General features: G+C 69.4%; 14 protein-coding genes. 3 read left to right on the plus strand and 11 right to left on the minus strand.

Annotated elements, in window-relative coordinates; translation table 11 throughout:
• Positions 1-9 precede the first annotated feature (9 nt).
• The gene (locus tag FB547_RS23780) at positions 10-1077 is read left to right on the plus strand and encodes an ABC transporter ATP-binding protein (RefSeq protein WP_145746119.1); all 1068 of its coding nucleotides are present in this window, start codon (positions 10-12) and stop codon (positions 1075-1077) included.
• A gap of 10 nt (positions 1078-1087) precedes the next feature.
• Here FB547_RS23780 and FB547_RS23785 read toward each other — a convergent pair whose 3' ends face one another.
• Both FB547_RS23785 and FB547_RS23790 read right to left on the minus strand, forming a co-directional pair.
• Positions 1088-2101, minus strand: a complete 1014-nt coding sequence (locus FB547_RS23785; protein ID WP_145746120.1) for an endonuclease/exonuclease/phosphatase family protein — start codon at positions 2099-2101, stop codon at positions 1088-1090.
• Between the two features lie 128 nt (positions 2102-2229).
• Entirely contained in the window at positions 2230-4023 is a 1794-nt protein-coding gene (locus tag FB547_RS23790) for a DEAD/DEAH box helicase (RefSeq protein WP_145746121.1), read from the minus strand.
• Between the two features lie 299 nt (positions 4024-4322).
• Here FB547_RS23790 and ettA point away from each other — a divergent pair, with 299 nt between their 5' ends.
• Positions 4323-5984, plus strand: a complete 1662-nt coding sequence (gene ettA, locus FB547_RS23795; protein WP_015866459.1) for an energy-dependent translational throttle protein EttA — start codon at positions 4323-4325, stop codon at positions 5982-5984.
• A 183-nt stretch (positions 5985-6167) separates the two neighbouring features.
• On the opposite strand, the gene FB547_RS23800 is transcribed toward ettA, so the two are convergent.
• The 5 genes from FB547_RS23800 to FB547_RS23820 are packed head-to-tail and all read right to left on the minus strand — an operon-like array spanning position 6168 to position 10318.
• Positions 6168-7007 (minus strand): hypothetical protein, encoded by an 840-nt coding sequence (locus FB547_RS23800; RefSeq protein ID WP_145746122.1) that lies wholly within the window; start codon positions 7005-7007, stop codon positions 6168-6170.
• Positions 7004-7423: a carboxymuconolactone decarboxylase family protein gene (locus tag FB547_RS23805; RefSeq protein WP_145746123.1), complete on the minus strand. Its 420-nt coding sequence runs from the start codon at positions 7421-7423 to the stop codon at positions 7004-7006. Before FB547_RS23805 ends, FB547_RS23800 begins: the two co-directional genes overlap by 4 nt.
• Complete coding sequence (locus FB547_RS23810) at positions 7341-7832, minus strand: MerR family transcriptional regulator (protein ID WP_145746124.1); 492 nt, start codon at positions 7830-7832, stop codon at positions 7341-7343. The genes FB547_RS23805 and FB547_RS23810 overlap by 83 nt, the downstream gene beginning before the upstream one ends.
• A gap of 34 nt (positions 7833-7866) precedes the next feature.
• A complete protein-coding gene (locus FB547_RS23815; protein ID WP_145746125.1) occupies positions 7867-9261 on the minus strand; it encodes a TAXI family TRAP transporter solute-binding subunit in 1395 nt (464 codons plus the stop codon).
• 7 nt (positions 9262-9268) lie between these two features.
• The gene (locus FB547_RS23820; protein WP_145746126.1) at positions 9269-10318 is read right to left on the minus strand and encodes a P1 family peptidase; all 1050 of its coding nucleotides are present in this window, start codon (positions 10316-10318) and stop codon (positions 9269-9271) included.
• A 41-nt stretch (positions 10319-10359) separates the two neighbouring features.
• Here FB547_RS23820 and FB547_RS23825 point away from each other — a divergent pair, with 41 nt between their 5' ends.
• Entirely contained in the window at positions 10360-11658 is a 1299-nt protein-coding gene (locus tag FB547_RS23825) for an NAD(P)/FAD-dependent oxidoreductase (protein WP_145746127.1), read from the plus strand.
• Positions 11659-11676: 18 nt separating this feature from the next.
• Here FB547_RS23825 and FB547_RS23830 read toward each other — a convergent pair whose 3' ends face one another.
• The 4 genes from FB547_RS23830 to FB547_RS23845 form a co-directional block, all read right to left on the minus strand.
• Positions 11677-12144: a DUF411 domain-containing protein gene (locus FB547_RS23830; protein ID WP_145746128.1), complete on the minus strand. Its 468-nt coding sequence runs from the start codon at positions 12142-12144 to the stop codon at positions 11677-11679.
• A gap of 13 nt (positions 12145-12157) precedes the next feature.
• A complete protein-coding gene (locus FB547_RS23835) occupies positions 12158-12436 on the minus strand; it encodes a hypothetical protein (protein ID WP_145746129.1) in 279 nt (92 codons plus the stop codon).
• Positions 12437-12497: 61 nt separating this feature from the next.
• Positions 12498-13490 carry a glycerophosphodiester phosphodiesterase gene (locus FB547_RS23840; protein ID WP_145746130.1) on the minus strand — a complete coding sequence of 331 codons (993 nt, stop codon included), beginning with the start codon at positions 13488-13490 and terminating at the stop codon, positions 12498-12500.
• On the minus strand, positions 13487-14071 hold the full coding sequence (locus tag FB547_RS23845; RefSeq protein WP_145746131.1) for a DUF1439 domain-containing protein: 585 nt from the start codon (positions 14069-14071) through the stop codon (positions 13487-13489). Before FB547_RS23845 ends, FB547_RS23840 begins: the two co-directional genes overlap by 4 nt.
• Between the last annotated feature and the right edge of the window lie 124 nt (positions 14072-14195).

Raw genomic sequence — 14195 nt, forward strand, 5'->3', positions numbered from 1 at the left:
GGAACAAAAATGGCATCCGTATCCTTTCGCAATATCCAGAAATCCTTCGGCAAGGTCCAGATCATCCAGGGCCTGAGCTTCGACATCACCGACGGCGAGTTCGTCGTGCTGGTCGGGCCTTCGGGCTGCGGCAAGTCGACCCTGCTGCGCATGCTCGCGGGCCTGGAGGACATCAGCGGCGGCGAGATCATGATCGACAGCCGCGTAGTCAACGACCTCGAGTCGAAGGACCGCGACATCGCCATGGTGTTCCAGAGCTACGCCCTCTATCCGCACATGACGGTGGGCGAGAACATGGGCTTCAGCCTGCGGCTGCGCAATGCCGAGAAGTCGGTGACCGACGAGCGCGTGTCGCGGGCCGCGAAGATCCTCAACCTCGACGCGCTGCTCGGGCGCTATCCGCGCGAGCTGTCGGGCGGCCAGCGCCAGCGCGTGGCCATGGGGCGCGCCATCGTGCGCGACCCCAAGGTGTTCCTGTTCGACGAGCCGCTATCCAACCTGGACGCCAAGCTGCGCGTGGCGATGCGCGCCGAGATCAAGGCGCTGCACCAGCGCCTGAAGACCACCACCGTCTACGTGACGCACGACCAGATCGAGGCCATGACCATGGCCGACCGCATCGTGGTGATGCACGACGGCATCGTCGAGCAGATCGGCACGCCGCTCGACCTGTACGACCGTCCCGACAACCTGTTCGTCGCGCAGTTCATCGGCTCGCCGTCGATGAACGTGATCGAAGGCACGGTGCGGCGCTCGGGCGGCGAATGCCATGTCGAGGCGCATGGCGCGCGCTGGCCCGTGCCGCCGGGCACCTCGGCGCCCGACGGCCAGCCGGTGCACTACGGCATCCGCCCCGGCGACATCACGCTGGGCGGCGGCAGCGGCGTCGATGCGCGGGTGATCGTGGTCGAGCCCACGGGCGCCGAAACCGAACTGCTGGTGCAGGTCGGCGAAGCGAAGCTGGTGCTGGCGGTGCATGGCCGCGTCGACGTGCAGCCCGACCAGACCGTGGGCCTGGCGATCGATGCCGACCGCGTGCACCTGTTCGACCGCCAGAGCGGCCGGCGCATGCCCTGAACCTTGCCCGTCAGCCGGTGCGCAGCCGCAGCAGCGCGCGCACGAAGCCGTGGTCCGAGCGCGAGCGGTCCCGACCTTCGTGCAGGTGGTCGTTGAAGTAGTCGACCCGGCGCACGTCGCCCAGGCTGCGCCGGCTCGTCGCAACGAACTCCTCGCTCACGAAGATCTGGTCGAGCACGGCCGGAAAGCCCTGGTGGATGTGCGAATAGGCCACGTCCTTCTTGAGCGCTGATTCGCCCTGCATCTCGTAGGCGTTGAACAGCGCCACGTCGCGCGCGGCCTTGTCGTAGGCCACTTCGGAGGTGGCGGCCACCAGTTGCGTGGTGACGCTGTGCGGGTCGTCGTTGAAGTCGCCCATCACCACCAGGGGCGTGCTGGTGCCCTGCAGCAGGTCGATCACGATGCAGCGCAGGGCCGCCGCCTCGACGCCGCGCATGACGAGCGAGCGCAGCGAAGCCATCACGCCGACCTTGCGGTCCTCCCGGTCTTCCAGGGCATTGCCCTGCGCGTCCTGCAGGAACTTCGGCCGCTTGGACTTGAGGTGCACCGTGAGCACGTGCACCTGCTGCCCGTGCTTCATGCGCAGCGTGGCCAGAAGGGGCGGGCGCTCGAAGCGCATGTGCGGGCCCAGGCCCGGCACCTCGACCCCGAAGCCAGGCGGAAAATCGACGAAGGAGCGGACCTCGTCCACCTGCAGCCGCGTGGCAATGCCGACCCGCGGCGTGCCCTGCGCGCCGTTGTGCGGCGGCGTGTTCTCCGCGCCGGGAACCGAGACGAAGTCGTAGCGCAGCCCGCTGCGCGCAATGGCGGCCTTCAGCGCGCTTTCGTCCCAGACCTCCTGCACCGCGAGCACGTCGGCATTGAGCGCATGGAAGCGCTCGCCGGTCCAGGCGATCTTGCGTTCGTAGTCGCGTTCGTCGTAGGCGTCCTGGTTCTCGTAATACACCCGGTGCGGGTTCGCGAGATTCAGCAGGTTGCAGGTGGCAACGAAGAGCGTGGCGTAGTTGGGCGGGATGTCTTGCATGGCACGCGATTGTGTCCGCAGCGGGCGGCAGTCGGGAGGCGCCGCGCCGGCGGCGCAAAAGACAAAGGGCACCGAAGTGCCCTTTGTCTTTGTCGCGGGGCAGATGTTCCATCTACCCGCTGCGCCGGTCAGCGCCCGAACGAGCGTCCGCCGCCGCCGGAGCGGTTGCCACCGCCGCCGCCGCCGTAGCCGCCACCACCCGAACGGCCACCACCGCCGGAGCGGTTGCCGCCGTAGCCGCCACCGCCGCCGCCCGGGCGTCCGCGCCCGCGGCCGCCACCCATGTGGTCGACGCTGGTGCGCAGCGGATCCGGCTGGCCGTCGCCGCCGGCGACCGCTTCGGCGCGCAGGTGCGCGACCTGGTTGGCCTGCGTCGGGCTGTGGCTGTTGCCGTGATGGCGCGGCTGGCGCTCGTCATGCGGCAGGTGATTTTGCGGCGCATGGTGCGGCGCGCGTGCCGGGCCTTGCGGTCCGCGGCCTTGTGCCGGGCGGGCGCCCTGGCCGCGCGGGCCCTGGCCCTGTCCCTGGCCGCCGCCGTTGGCATTGCGGCCCTGGCCGCCACCGCCCTGGCCGCCACCGCGGCGCTGGCCGTTGCCGCCACCACCACCGCCTGCGCGTTCGCCGCCGCCCTGGCCGGCCTTGTTCTCGCGGATGCGCTGCAGCATCTCGGTGCGGGCAGCCTTGGCGGCCGCCTGCATCACGTCGCGGCTCGGCGGGCGGCCGGCACCGCCCCAGATCGTCTGGCGACCCATGGCGATCGGCTCGGCGCGTTCGCCTTCCTCGGGGCCGAAGCCTTCGACGAACTGCACCGGAATCGTCTGCTTGGTGAAGCGTTCGATTTCCTGCATGAAGCCTTCTTCGTCCATGCAGACGAAGCTCACGGCCTCGCCGCTCGAACCGGCGCGGCCGGTGCGGCCGATGCGGTGCACGTAGTCTTCGCTGACGTTCGGGATTTCGTAATTGACGACGTGCGGCAGCTCGTCGATGTCGATGCCGCGGGCCGCGATGTCGGTGGCCACCAGGGCGCGGATGTCGCCGCTCTTGAAGCCGGCCAGCGCCTGGGTGCGGGCGCTCTGGCTCTTGTTGCCGTGCAGCGCCATTGCCTCGATGCCGTTCTTGGTGAGGAATTCGGCCACGCTGTTGGCACCGAACTTGGTGCGCGTGAACACGAGCACCTGGCTCCACTTGTTCTCGTTGATGATGTGCGCGAGCAGCGCCTTCTTCTTGCCGCGGCCTACCGGGTGGATCACCTGGGTGATGCGCTGCACGGTGGTGTTGCGCGGCGTGACCTGGATGCTCTGCGGGTTCTTGAGCAGCGTGGCGGCCAGGTCGCGGATCTCGTCGCTGAAGGTGGCCGAGAACAGCAGGCTCTGCTTTTCCCGGGGCACCAGCGCCAGGATCTTCTTCACGTCATGGATGAAGCCCATGTCGAGCATGCGGTCGGCTTCGTCCAGGATCAGCATCTGGACCTGGCTCAGGTCGAGCATGCCCTGCTGCTGCAGGTCGAGCAGGCGGCCGGGGGTGGCCACGAGGATGTCGACGCCCTTCTTGAGCTTGCTGATCTGCGGGTTCATGCCCACGCCGCCGAAGATCACGGTGGAGTCGAGCTCCAGGTACTTGCCGTAGGTGCGCACCGATTCTTCGACCTGGGCCGCGAGTTCGCGCGTGGGCGTGAGCACCAGCGCGCGGATGCCGATGCCGCCGAACTTGTTGGTGGCGCTCGCGCCCACGCTGAGCTTGTGCAGCATGGGCAGCGTGAAGGCAGCGGTCTTGCCGGTGCCGGTCTGGGCGCCGCCCAGGAGGTCGTGGCCTTCGAGGACCGCGGGAATGGCTTGCGCCTGGATGGGGGTGGGGGTGTCGTAACCGTGCTCGTGCACAGCCTTCAAGATGGCGGGAGCCAGCTTCAGTTCGTCAAAATTCATTGGAAACAATAAGCGCCATACACGGCGCAGTGGCATCGGCCCGCTTGGCGTCTTTTGTGACGCCGAGCCAGTCAAGGCTGATGAAGGTCAGGGGTGGGAGCCGGAAAGTCCGCCCTCGCAAGAGGGTTGAAAGGCGCTTTCTTCGTCCCCGGCAGAGAGCCGGTGTTGCGGGCAACTGGACCCGGCAACGGTGCCTATTGTCGCATGAGTCGATAATCCATGGTTTGCCGCGTTCGAAAGCTTCTTCGGGCGCCCGCACTTTTCCCCCAATTTCCGCTACCCAAGGTAACTATTCACAGATGGCTCAATACGTCTATTCGATGAACCGCGTCAGCAAGACCGTGCCACCCAAGCGGCAGCTCTTGAAAGACATTTCGCTCTCTTTCTTCCCCGGCGCCAAGATCGGCGTGCTCGGCCTCAACGGCTCGGGCAAGTCGACGCTGCTCAAGATCATGGCGGGTGTGGACAAGGAGTTCGAGGGCGAGGCGCTGCCCATGCCGGGGATGACGATCGGCTATCTGGAGCAGGAGCCCAAGCTCGACCCCGAGCACACGGTGCGCGAATCGGTCGAAGAGTCCATGGGCGCGGTGTTTGCGGCCAAGGCGCGCCTCGAAGAGGTGTACATCGCCTATGGTGCCGAAGACGCCGACTTCGACGCGCTGGCGGCCGAGCAGGCCCAGCTCGAAGCCATCATCGCCACCGCCGGCACCGATTCCGAACATCAACTGGAAATCGCCGCCGATGCGCTGCGCCTGCCGCCGTGGGACGCGAAGATCGGCCTGCTGTCAGGCGGCGAAAAGCGGCGCGTGGCGCTGTGCCGCCTCCTGCTGTCCAAGCCCGACATGCTGCTGCTCGACGAACCCACCAACCACCTGGACGCTGAATCGGTGGAGTGGCTCGAAGTGTTCCTGCAGCGCTTCACGGGCACAGTGGTGGCCATCACCCACGATCGCTACTTCCTCGACAACGCGGCCGAGTGGATCCTGGAAATGGACCGCGGCCGCGGCATTCCCTGGAAGGGCAACTACAGCACCTGGCTCGAGCAGAAGGGCGAACGCCTGGCGCAGGAGCAGAAGAGCGAGGAAGCCCACGCCAAGGCGCTGAAGAAGGAACTCGAATGGTCGCGCCAGAACCCGAAGGCGCGCCAGGCCAAGAGCAAATCGCGCCTGGCCCGCTTCGAAGAGCTGAGCGACATGGAATACCAGAAGCGCAACGAGACGCAGGAAATCTTCATTCCGGTGGCGGAGCGGCTGGGCCAGCAGGTGTTCGAGTTCCACAACGTCAGCAAGTCCTTCGGCGACCGCATGCTGATCGACAACCTGAGTTTCACCGTGCCGCCGGGCGCGATCGTCGGCATCATCGGCCCGAACGGCGCCGGCAAGTCGACGCTGTTCAAGCTGCTCGCGGGCAAGGAAAAGCCGGATTCGGGTGAGGTCGTCATCGGCCAGACCGTGAAGATGGCCTTCGTCGACCAGCACCGCGACGAGCTCGCCAACAACAAGACCGTGTGGGAAGACATCTCGAACGGCCTGGACATCATCAACGTCGGCAAGTTCCAGATGGCGAGCCGCGCGTATGCGGGCCGCTTCAACTTCAACGGCGCCGACCAGCAGAAGAAGGTCGGCACGCTGTCGGGCGGCGAGCGCGGCCGGCTGCACCTGGCCAAGACGCTGATTGCGGGCGGCAACGTGCTGCTGCTGGACGAACCGTCGAACGACCTGGACGTGGAAACCCTGCGCGCGCTCGAAGACGCGCTGCTCGAGTTTGCCGGCACCGTGATGGTCATCAGCCACGACCGCTGGTTCCTCGACCGCATCGCCACGCACATCCTCGCGGCCGAAGGCGACAGCCAGTGGACCTTCTTCGACGGCAACTACCAGGAGTACGAAGCCGACAAGAAGAAGCGCCTGGGCGAAGAGGGTGCCAAGCCCAAGCGCATGCGCTACAAGGCGCTGAAATAGGCTCGCCCCCAGTCTTCGCGCACTTCGTGTCGCGCGCGCCTTCCCCCTACCGGGGGCAACACCGGAGGCCCGGCAAAGCCGGTTCCTCGGTGTTTCTGAAAGAGACCTCAGGGTGCCTCGACAAGAGCGCGTGGTTCCGCAAGGGGCGGCGCGCTTTTTTCATGGGGCGGGCAAGCCGGCGTCTCAACGCGGCCGCGCCAGCCGAAAGGCCGCATTCGCTCCCCATGTGGCGACCAGCAGGTTGCCGTCGGGGGTGCGCGCAAGGCCCACCGGGCTGGACAGGCCGTCGGCCAGCACGACGCGGCCTCCTTCGCGGTCGATGCGGCTGACTGTCGTGCCGCCGTAGTCGACCACATAGGCGGCAGTGCCCTCGGGGTCCGCGACGATGCCGGGGCCCGGGCTGCGCAGCCCGTCGTGGATGCTTCGCGCGCGTCCGTCCGGCCCGACCAGCGAGATGCCGCCCGCGATGTTGCTGACCATCAGCTCGCCGCCCGGCAGTTCGACCGCGCCGACCGGCGTTTGCAGTCCCTGCGCCGCGACTTCGATCCTGCCGTCGGGATGCGCCGCGAGGATCTCATTGGTTCGGCGGTTGGCGATCAGCAGCCGGCCCTTGCGGTCGAAGCTCAGGCCCGCCGGCGTTGCCAGGCCGCTCACGAACACGCTCTGCCTGCCGCCGGGCGTGAAGCGCCACACCAGGTCCTGGCTGTAGGACGCGACGAAGATGTCGCCGGAAGGGCCGATCGCCAGCCCGCTGGGGCCGCTCAAGCCCGATGCGAACACCGAGCGGGCACCGTCGGGCGCAAAGCGCAGCACCGTGCCGGCCGACCAGTTGGCGATATAGAGATGGCCTGCCGCGTCGTAGGCCATGCCGACCGGCGAGGACAGCTCGTCGTGCGCGGGGCGTTTTTCCAGCGTCCAGGCCGGCGGGGCGGGCGTTAGCGCCGAGGTGGTCGCATGGGTCGCGGTCGCAAGCAGCGCGAGGCCGAGCAGAGGCAGGCGGATGCGAAAACTGCGGTGTTTCATACGGGCTCTCCCACCGGGGCGTCGGCAGCAAACACCTCGCGCGCGGCCGCGAGGCCGTTGAGCGCAGCCGGAAAGCCCGCGTACACCGCCATCTGCATGATGGTCTCGACAATCTCGGTGCGCGTGACGCCGACATTGAGCGCGCCCTGGATGTGCACCTTGAGTTGCGGCGCGGCATTGCCCATGGCCGTGAGCGCGGCCACCACCGCGATCTCGCGCGAACGCAGGTCGAGGCCGGGGCGCGAGTAGATGTCGCCGAACGGAAACTCGATCAGGAGGCGCGCGAAATCGGGTGCGATGCCGGCCAGGCTCTCGACCACCTTGACGCCGCCTTCACCGTCGATCTGCTGGAGCTTGGCGAGCCCGCGCTCGTAGCGCAGGTTGTTGTCGTTGTGGCTTGCTTGTGTGTTGGTCATCGCTCGTCTTTCCTTCGGGGGCTGTGCCCGGTGACGAGGGACGCTTCCTGTCGATGGCGCGGTAGTGCGCGATCTTCAGCGACAGCGCCTGCATGGATTGCTGCAGCGCCGCCACCTTGGCCTGGACCTCGGCCAGATGCTGTTCGAGCATCTGCCGCCGCTCCCCGACACTGGCGTCCCCCTGGCTTCGAAGCCTGGCGAACGCCTGCATGCCCTGGATCGGCATGCCGGTCTCGCGCAGGCGCAACAGGAAGGCCAGCCAATCCATGTCGGCGCTCGCATAGCGGCGCTGGCCGCCCGGTGCACGGGGCACCGCGGCGATCAGTCCGATGCGTTCGTAGTAGCGCAGCGTGTCGGCCGTGAGGCCGGTGCGCCGCGCGACTTCCGCAATGGTCAAGTGGGCTTCCATGGCGGGAATTCTCGAAGTTGGAGCGCGCTCCAAGTCAAGCGCTTTTTGCGGTTTCCGCGGAGGGCGCGGTCCGGGGCGCGAAATCGCCGGGCTGCGGCCAGCGCATCTGCACGCGCTTTTGCACCGTGTGGATGTTGTTGCGCAGCGCATAGAGCTCGTCGGCATACGACAGCGGAACGGCCACCTTGTTGACCACGCGGTCGAGCTCCTCGAGTTCGTCGAGCAATTCGTCGCGCCCGCCCTGGCGTGCATCGACCTTGGCCTCGATGTCGCGCAGCCGCGCATACCAGCGGAACACGCGGCGGCGCACGCGGAACTGGTAGAGCGGCGGCACCACGCGGCTCAGCGGCAGCATCAGCACCAGGAGGCCGCCGAGCACCAGCCACATGCGCTCGATCAGGTTGCTGGCCCAGAACGGCAGGTAGCGCTGCCAGAACGGCGGCGTGCCGTTGATGGCGCGGTCGCCCTCGGGGCTCACGGGCAGTTCGCTGGTGCGTGTGTTGGGAAAATCGCGCGCGCGGTTGAACCAGCCGGCGTCGCTGTGCACGCTTTGCGCGGCCTGCGCGAAGAGCTGGCGCAGCGCGGAGTGGGTCTTGTCGCGCGAAAGCAGCGAGGTGGTGGCCGCGAGCAGCGAGACGTCCGTAGGCGGCAGGTCCTTCGACAGGTCGACCACGCCGCGCGGCAGCGTGACCGCCGAGAGAAACGGAAAACGCCGCGTGTACGCATCGGCCTGGCCGAAGTCCATGAGCTTGATGTCGGGCGCGCGCAGCAGCCGCTGCACCTGCGGCGACTGCGGCGCCGAGGACAGCACGATGGCATCGAGCAGGCCGGCCTGCAGCGCTTCGGCCGCGGCCGCCTGTTCCAGGTTGGAAAGCAGCAGCGCATCGGGCTCGAGGTGGTTGGCCTTGAAGAGCCTTTCCATGATCTCGGGCAGGCCGCTGCCCGCCAGGTCGACGTTCACGCGCAGGCCGCGCAGCTGGGCGAGCGAAGTCAGCGTGGCCGTCTTGCGGTCGATCTTCTGCGCGCTGTCGGCGCGGTAGAAGAGCCAGATCGGCTCGAAGAACAGGCTGCCGAGCGAGGTGAGGCCGGCTTCCTCATCGGCCACCGGGTCGGCGCTGCCGCCGCGCACGAAGCCCACGTCGGCGCCGCCGCTGCGCAGCAGTTCGAGGTTTTCTGAAGAGCCCGTGGTGGCCTTGAGCTCCACCTCGATGCCGCTCGCCTTGAGCAGCTCGGCATAGCGCTTGCCGAACTGCGAATAGGCGCTGCCGGTCGGCCCGGTTGCCAGCGTCACGTGCTTGGGCGGCTGCGGCTGCAGCCACCAGTAGGCGGCAATCAGCAGGCCGATCACGAGGAACACGACGGGGCCGGCCGATGCGATCAGGTCGCGGATCGACAGCAGGATCAGCTTCAGTGTCTTGGGCATGGCCATGGGGTACTCAACCTTTCGTTGCGGCGAGGTCGGCCGCGCATGGCACGTGCAGCTCGCCGACGGTGACGGAGCGCGCTGCCAGCACCGCGCGCAAGGTGGCACGCGCCACCGCCTCGGCGGCCATGGTGCCGAGCACGGTCATGCCGGGCCTGGATTCGGAAGAAGGGCCTTCGAGCGGAATGCGGCCGGTGGCCAGCGCAAACAGCGTGTCGCCGTCGCTCATGGTGTGCACCGGGTTGATGGCGCGCGCCAGGCCGTCGTGCGCCACGCTCGCAAGGCGGTTGGCCTGCACCTTCGTCAGCACCGCGTCGGTCGCGATCACGCCGAGCGTGGTGTTGGTGCCCGCGAGCAGCGGCTGGGGCAGGTCGCCGCGCAGCAGGGCGCGGCGGGTGTCGAGCAGCGCAAGGCCGTCTTCGGTGCGCGCGCCGGCCACCGGCTGCGCGGTGTCGGGGTCGATCACGTCGCCCAGCGCATTGACCGCGATGAGCGCGCCCACCGTCACGCCGCCCACGGTGACCGAGGCGGTGCCGATGCCGCCCTTCATCGCGCGGTGCACGCCGAAGAGCTTGCCCACGAGCGCGCCGCTGCCGGCGCCCACATTGCCTTCTTCCGGCGCATCGCGGGTGGCCGCCTCGCAGGCCGCATAGCCGGCCGCGGCATCGGGGCGGATGCGCGCGTCGCCCATGGGCAGGTCGAACAGCACGGCGGCCGGCACGATCGGCAGGGTGCCGAAGCGCACGTCCATGCCGATGTTGCGTTCCTCGAGCCAGCGCATGGCGCCTTCGGCCGCGGCCAGTCCCCAGGCGCTGCCGCCCGCCAGCATCACGCCGTGCACCTGCTGCACCAGGTTGCCGGGCGAGAGCAGGTCGGTCTCGCGCGTGCCCGGTGCGGCGCCGCGCACGTCGACCCCGGCCACCGCCCCTTCGCGCGCGAGGATCACGGTGCAGCCCGTGGGCCGGCGCGTGTCGGAAAAATGGCCGACTTCGATGCCGGCCACATCGGTGATGGCGCCGGAAGACGAAGCAGGAGAAGAGGAAGCGGATGACGGAGCGGGCATGGCGGCCGATTATGGGACCGCGCCCTCTACGATAGGCCCCCATGACAGTTGCAAGAAGTTTCTCCGCCGAGGGCGCGGGACGCCATGTGGTCGTGATCGGCGCAGGCGCCGTGGGCAGCGCGACCGCCATCGAGGCCTTGCGCGCCGGCCTGCGCGTGACGGTGGTGGAGCCCGGCGAGCCGGGCGGTCCGCAGGCCACGAGCTACGGCAATGCGGGCTGGCTCTCGTCCCATTCCGTGGTGCCGCCCGCGCTGCCCGGTGCGTGGCGCAAGGTGCCGGGCTGGCTGGCCGATCCGCTGGGGCCGCTCGCGCTGCGTTGGCGCCATCTGCCGCGGGCCTTGCCCTGGCTGCTGCGCTACCTGGCCTCGGGCTGGACCGAGGCGCGCGTGCAGCGCACCGCCGACGCATTGCGCACGCTGCTGGCCGATGCCCCGGCCCTGCATGCCCGGCTCGCCGCCGAGGCCGGGGTGCCGCAGCTCATCGAGCAGCGCGGCCTGCTGCATGCCTACCGGTCGCGCGAGGAGTTCGAGGGCGACGCGCTCGGCTGGCGCGTGCGCCGGCGCACCGGTGTGCAGTGGGAGGAGTGGCCGGCGGCTGAATTGCGGCAGCGCGAACCCGACCTCGACGCGCGCTACACGCTCGGCATCTTCGTGCCCGAGGCCGGGCACTGCCGAAATCCGGGGGCCTACGTGGCGGCGCTCGCGCGGCATGCGCAGGAGGCCGGTGCGCAGCGCGTGGCGGCGCGCGCCACCGGTTTTCGCATCGAGGGCGGGCGGCTGCGCGCGGTGCGCACCGAGGCCGGCGAGATCGCCTGCGACGCCGCCGCCATCTGCGCCGGTGCGCGCTCGGGACCGCTGGCCGCAGCGGCCGGATCGCCGGTGCCGCTCGAATCGGAACGCGGCTACCACGTGGTCGTCGAAGGCGCTTCGGCGGGGCCGCGCACGCCGACCATGGTGGCCGACGGCAAGCTCATCGCGCACTGGATGGACGGCGGCCTGCGCGCGGCCGGCCAGGTCGAGATCGGCGGGCTCGAGGCCGCGCCCGACTGGCGGCGCGCCGAGATCCTGCACCGGCACCTGCGGTCGATGTTTCCGGCGCTTGGCACCCAGCCGCCGGAGGCGGTGGCCGTGAAGCACTGGCTCGGCCACCGGCCCAGCATGCCCGATGGGCTGCCCTGCATCGGCGCATCCGCGGCCAGCACGGACATCGTGCTGGCCTTCGGGCATGGGCACGTCGGCCTGTGCGGCTCGGCGCGCACCGGCAGGCTCGCGGCGCAATTGCTCGCGGGCACCGCGCCCGAGACGGCGCTGGCCCCTTTCGATCCCGCCCGCTTCAGCTGACGCGCGGCGCGGTCTTCCTCAGCGGTAGCTCTGGAAGACGCGGCTGCCGCCGTCGGCCAGCACCAGCAGAACGTCGTAGGGATCGTGCCGATCGCCGTAGGCGGCGCCGTCCATGCCCGGCGATCCCACCGGCATGCCGGGCACGGCGAGGCCGATGGCTTTGGGCTTTTCGCGCAACAGCCTGTGCACCTCGCGCGCGGGCACGTGGCCTTCGAGCGCATAGCCGCCGACCAGGCCGGTGTGGCATGAGCCCAGCCTGGCGGGAACGCCGAGCCGGGTGCGCGCGGCGCTGTTGCCAGCGTCGTGCACGCGGGTCGCGAAGCCGTTGGCCTCGAGGTGCCTGACCCAGTCCTGGCAGCACCCGCAGTTCGGGTCCTTCCAGATCTCGACCATCGGCGCGGCGGCCGATGCGGCCAGCGGCCATGCCGCCGTGGATGCGAACGCGAGCAGCGGGGCGGCGCGCAGAAGAAGGGTGCGTCTTTGCATGGCTTTTTTCTCCTCAGGACACCAGCTGCGCGCGGGCCTTGCCGGCCCACGCCTGCAGGTTGTCGAGCAGGTCTTTCTGGCTGAAGGAACAGCTCTCTTCGCTGAACAGCGCGCTCGACTCGAGCCGGTCGAGCAGGTTCAGCAGCACCTCGCCATAGCGCGGCGGCAGCGCCGCGAGCAGTTCGCTGCTCGCACGCGCCTCGTTCGAGAGCGCGGCGACCGATCCGCCGCCGCCTTGCAGCGCCGCGATTCCGCTGCTGACGGCTTCGAGCTGCCGTGCGGCGGTGCTCATAAGGCAACCTCCGCGCTACGCGCTGCGGTGCGAGCCCCCTTCGGAGCGGCCGGGCGGGGGCTCATGACGAAGCCTTTCCAGGTGGCGGCAGCGAGAGGCCGCGTTCGCGCATCAGGTCGCGCAGCACGTCGGGGTAGTCGGTGATGATGCCGTCCACACCCCAGTCCATCAGCCGCAGCATGTCGGCGCGCTGGTTCACGGTCCAGGGCAGCACCTTGAGGCCGAGGCCCTGCGCTTCCTTGATGGCGGGCCGTGTCAGGTCGTTGTAGGCGGGCGACCAGATGACGGGCCCGCCCGCCGTGCCGGCCGCGGCCTTGACCAGCTGCGGCGTCGAGGCGAACTGCGCGGCGTCGAGGCCGGCCGTCCAGCGGCTGTCCTTGAGCGTGCGCGGGGAGCTCAGGTAGGCCCGCGGCAATTGCGGCGCAAGCTGGCCGACCAGCGCGAGCGTGCGCCAGTCGAAGCTCTGGACGGTCACGCGGCCGCCCATCTGCGCCTTGTCGATCTCGGCGAGCAGGGCGCGCACCATCGGCTCGGGCGCGGCGGTCTCGTCGGGCTTGGTGGGATCGATCTTGGTCTCGATGTTGAAGCGCACCGTGGCGGCCGCGGCGCCGCGTGCGCGCACCTGCTCGAACAGTGCGGCCAGGGTCGGAATGCGCTCGCCGTCGCGCGGCAGCTGCAGCGCGAACTGCTTGCCGTAGCTGCTCGCGGGGTTCAGCCGGCCGACGTCGTAGCGCTGCAGTTGCACCAACGTGAGAGAACGGAGGGTGGGGCCGGTCTTCGATGCGAGCCAGGCGCCGTTCGCGTCGCGTGTGTGGTCGGCGTTGAGCGCGGTGTCGTGCGAGATCACGACCACGCCGTCGGCCGTGAGCCCGATGTCCAGTTCGAGCGTGCTCACGCCCAGGTCGATGGCGTTGGAGAAGGCCGCCAGCGTGTTCTCCGGTGCGAGCCCGCGCCCGCCGCGGTGCGCCTGCAGGTCGAAGTGCTGCTTGGCCGTGGGGAGAATGGCCGTGCAGCCCGCGATGAGCAATGCGGCGGCAAGCAGTGGGTATTTCATTTCAGCTGCACCTTGATGCCGTCGTCCTGCACCGTGATGTCGCCGATCTCGTAGGTCTTGCGTCCCACCGTGAGCTCGTCGGCCGTAAAGCTGCGCAGCACCTGCCCCTGCAGCAGCTCCTGCGCCACCACCGCGCCCACCTGCTGCAGGCGTTCCGCATCGCGGCCCTGCACGCCCTGCAGCTCGAGGCGCTCGGCCTTGGGCCGGTCCAGGCGCAGCGCGCGCGCTGCGGCGTCGTAGCGCAGCGCGCTGCTGACCGAGACCACGCCCTGCACCGGCGAGGCAGCCAGCAGGGGGCTGGCAATGGTCAGCGTGGCCGTGATGGCCGCGCGGTTGCTGCGCGCGTCCAGGCCCAGCTGCGGGTCGCGCAGCCCGACCATGAAGATCTCGGCATAGCGCTCGGCCACCGGAAAGCGCTTGGCGATCTGCGCCTGCAGTTCGTCGCGCGTGGCGGTGTATTCGCTGGTGAAGAAGTTGAAGCCGGCCAGCGCGCAAAGCGGCGCCTGCAGGGCCGCGGCGCCGCACAGCGCGCGCAGCATCCAGCGGCGGGAAGTGGTGAAGGGCAGGGAGCGGATTTGCATACTGCTCGGAGCTTGCCACAGCCCGCGGGGTTCCGGGGAGTCCGGGCCTCCGGCCGGCGCGCCGGGCGCATGCTGCTATGCGGACAGGAAAATCTCCTACGCCACGGCGCCGTTCGGCAGGCCA

This window comes from Variovorax beijingensis, from assembly GCF_007828835.1.
Lineage (GTDB): Bacteria > Pseudomonadota > Gammaproteobacteria > Burkholderiales > Burkholderiaceae_C > Variovorax > Variovorax beijingensis_A.

Bases quoted from the DNA above. Each gene is read 5' to 3' on its own strand.
- FB547_RS23805 (WP_145746123.1), bottom strand. From the start codon at position 7,423: ATGACCAACACACAAGCAAGCCACAACGACAACAACCTGCGCTACGAG.
- FB547_RS23835 (WP_145746129.1), bottom strand. From the start codon at position 12,436: ATGAGCACCGCCGCACGGCAGCTCGAAGCCGTCAGCAGCGGAATCGCG.
- FB547_RS23785 (WP_145746120.1), bottom strand. From the start codon at position 2,101: ATGCAAGACATCCCGCCCAACTACGCCACGCTCTTCGTTGCCACCTGC.
- FB547_RS23800 (WP_145746122.1), bottom strand. From the start codon at position 7,007: ATGAAACACCGCAGTTTTCGCATCCGCCTGCCTCTGCTCGGCCTCGCG.
- FB547_RS23780 (WP_145746119.1), top strand. From the start codon at position 10: ATGGCATCCGTATCCTTTCGCAATATCCAGAAATCCTTCGGCAAGGTC.
- FB547_RS23790 (WP_145746121.1), bottom strand. From the start codon at position 4,023: ATGAATTTTGACGAACTGAAGCTGGCTCCCGCCATCTTGAAGGCTGTG.
- FB547_RS23815 (WP_145746125.1), bottom strand. From the start codon at position 9,261: ATGGCCATGCCCAAGACACTGAAGCTGATCCTGCTGTCGATCCGCGAC.
- ettA (WP_015866459.1), top strand. From the start codon at position 4,323: ATGGCTCAATACGTCTATTCGATGAACCGCGTCAGCAAGACCGTGCCA.
- FB547_RS23825 (WP_145746127.1), top strand. From the start codon at position 10,360: ATGACAGTTGCAAGAAGTTTCTCCGCCGAGGGCGCGGGACGCCATGTG.
- FB547_RS23840 (WP_145746130.1), bottom strand. From the start codon at position 13,490: ATGAAATACCCACTGCTTGCCGCCGCATTGCTCATCGCGGGCTGCACG.
- FB547_RS23845 (WP_145746131.1), bottom strand. From the start codon at position 14,071: ATGCAAATCCGCTCCCTGCCCTTCACCACTTCCCGCCGCTGGATGCTG.
- FB547_RS23810 (WP_145746124.1), bottom strand. From the start codon at position 7,832: ATGGAAGCCCACTTGACCATTGCGGAAGTCGCGCGGCGCACCGGCCTC.
- FB547_RS23830 (WP_145746128.1), bottom strand. From the start codon at position 12,144: ATGCAAAGACGCACCCTTCTTCTGCGCGCCGCCCCGCTGCTCGCGTTC.
- FB547_RS23820 (WP_145746126.1), bottom strand. From the start codon at position 10,318: ATGCCCGCTCCGTCATCCGCTTCCTCTTCTCCTGCTTCGTCTTCCGGC.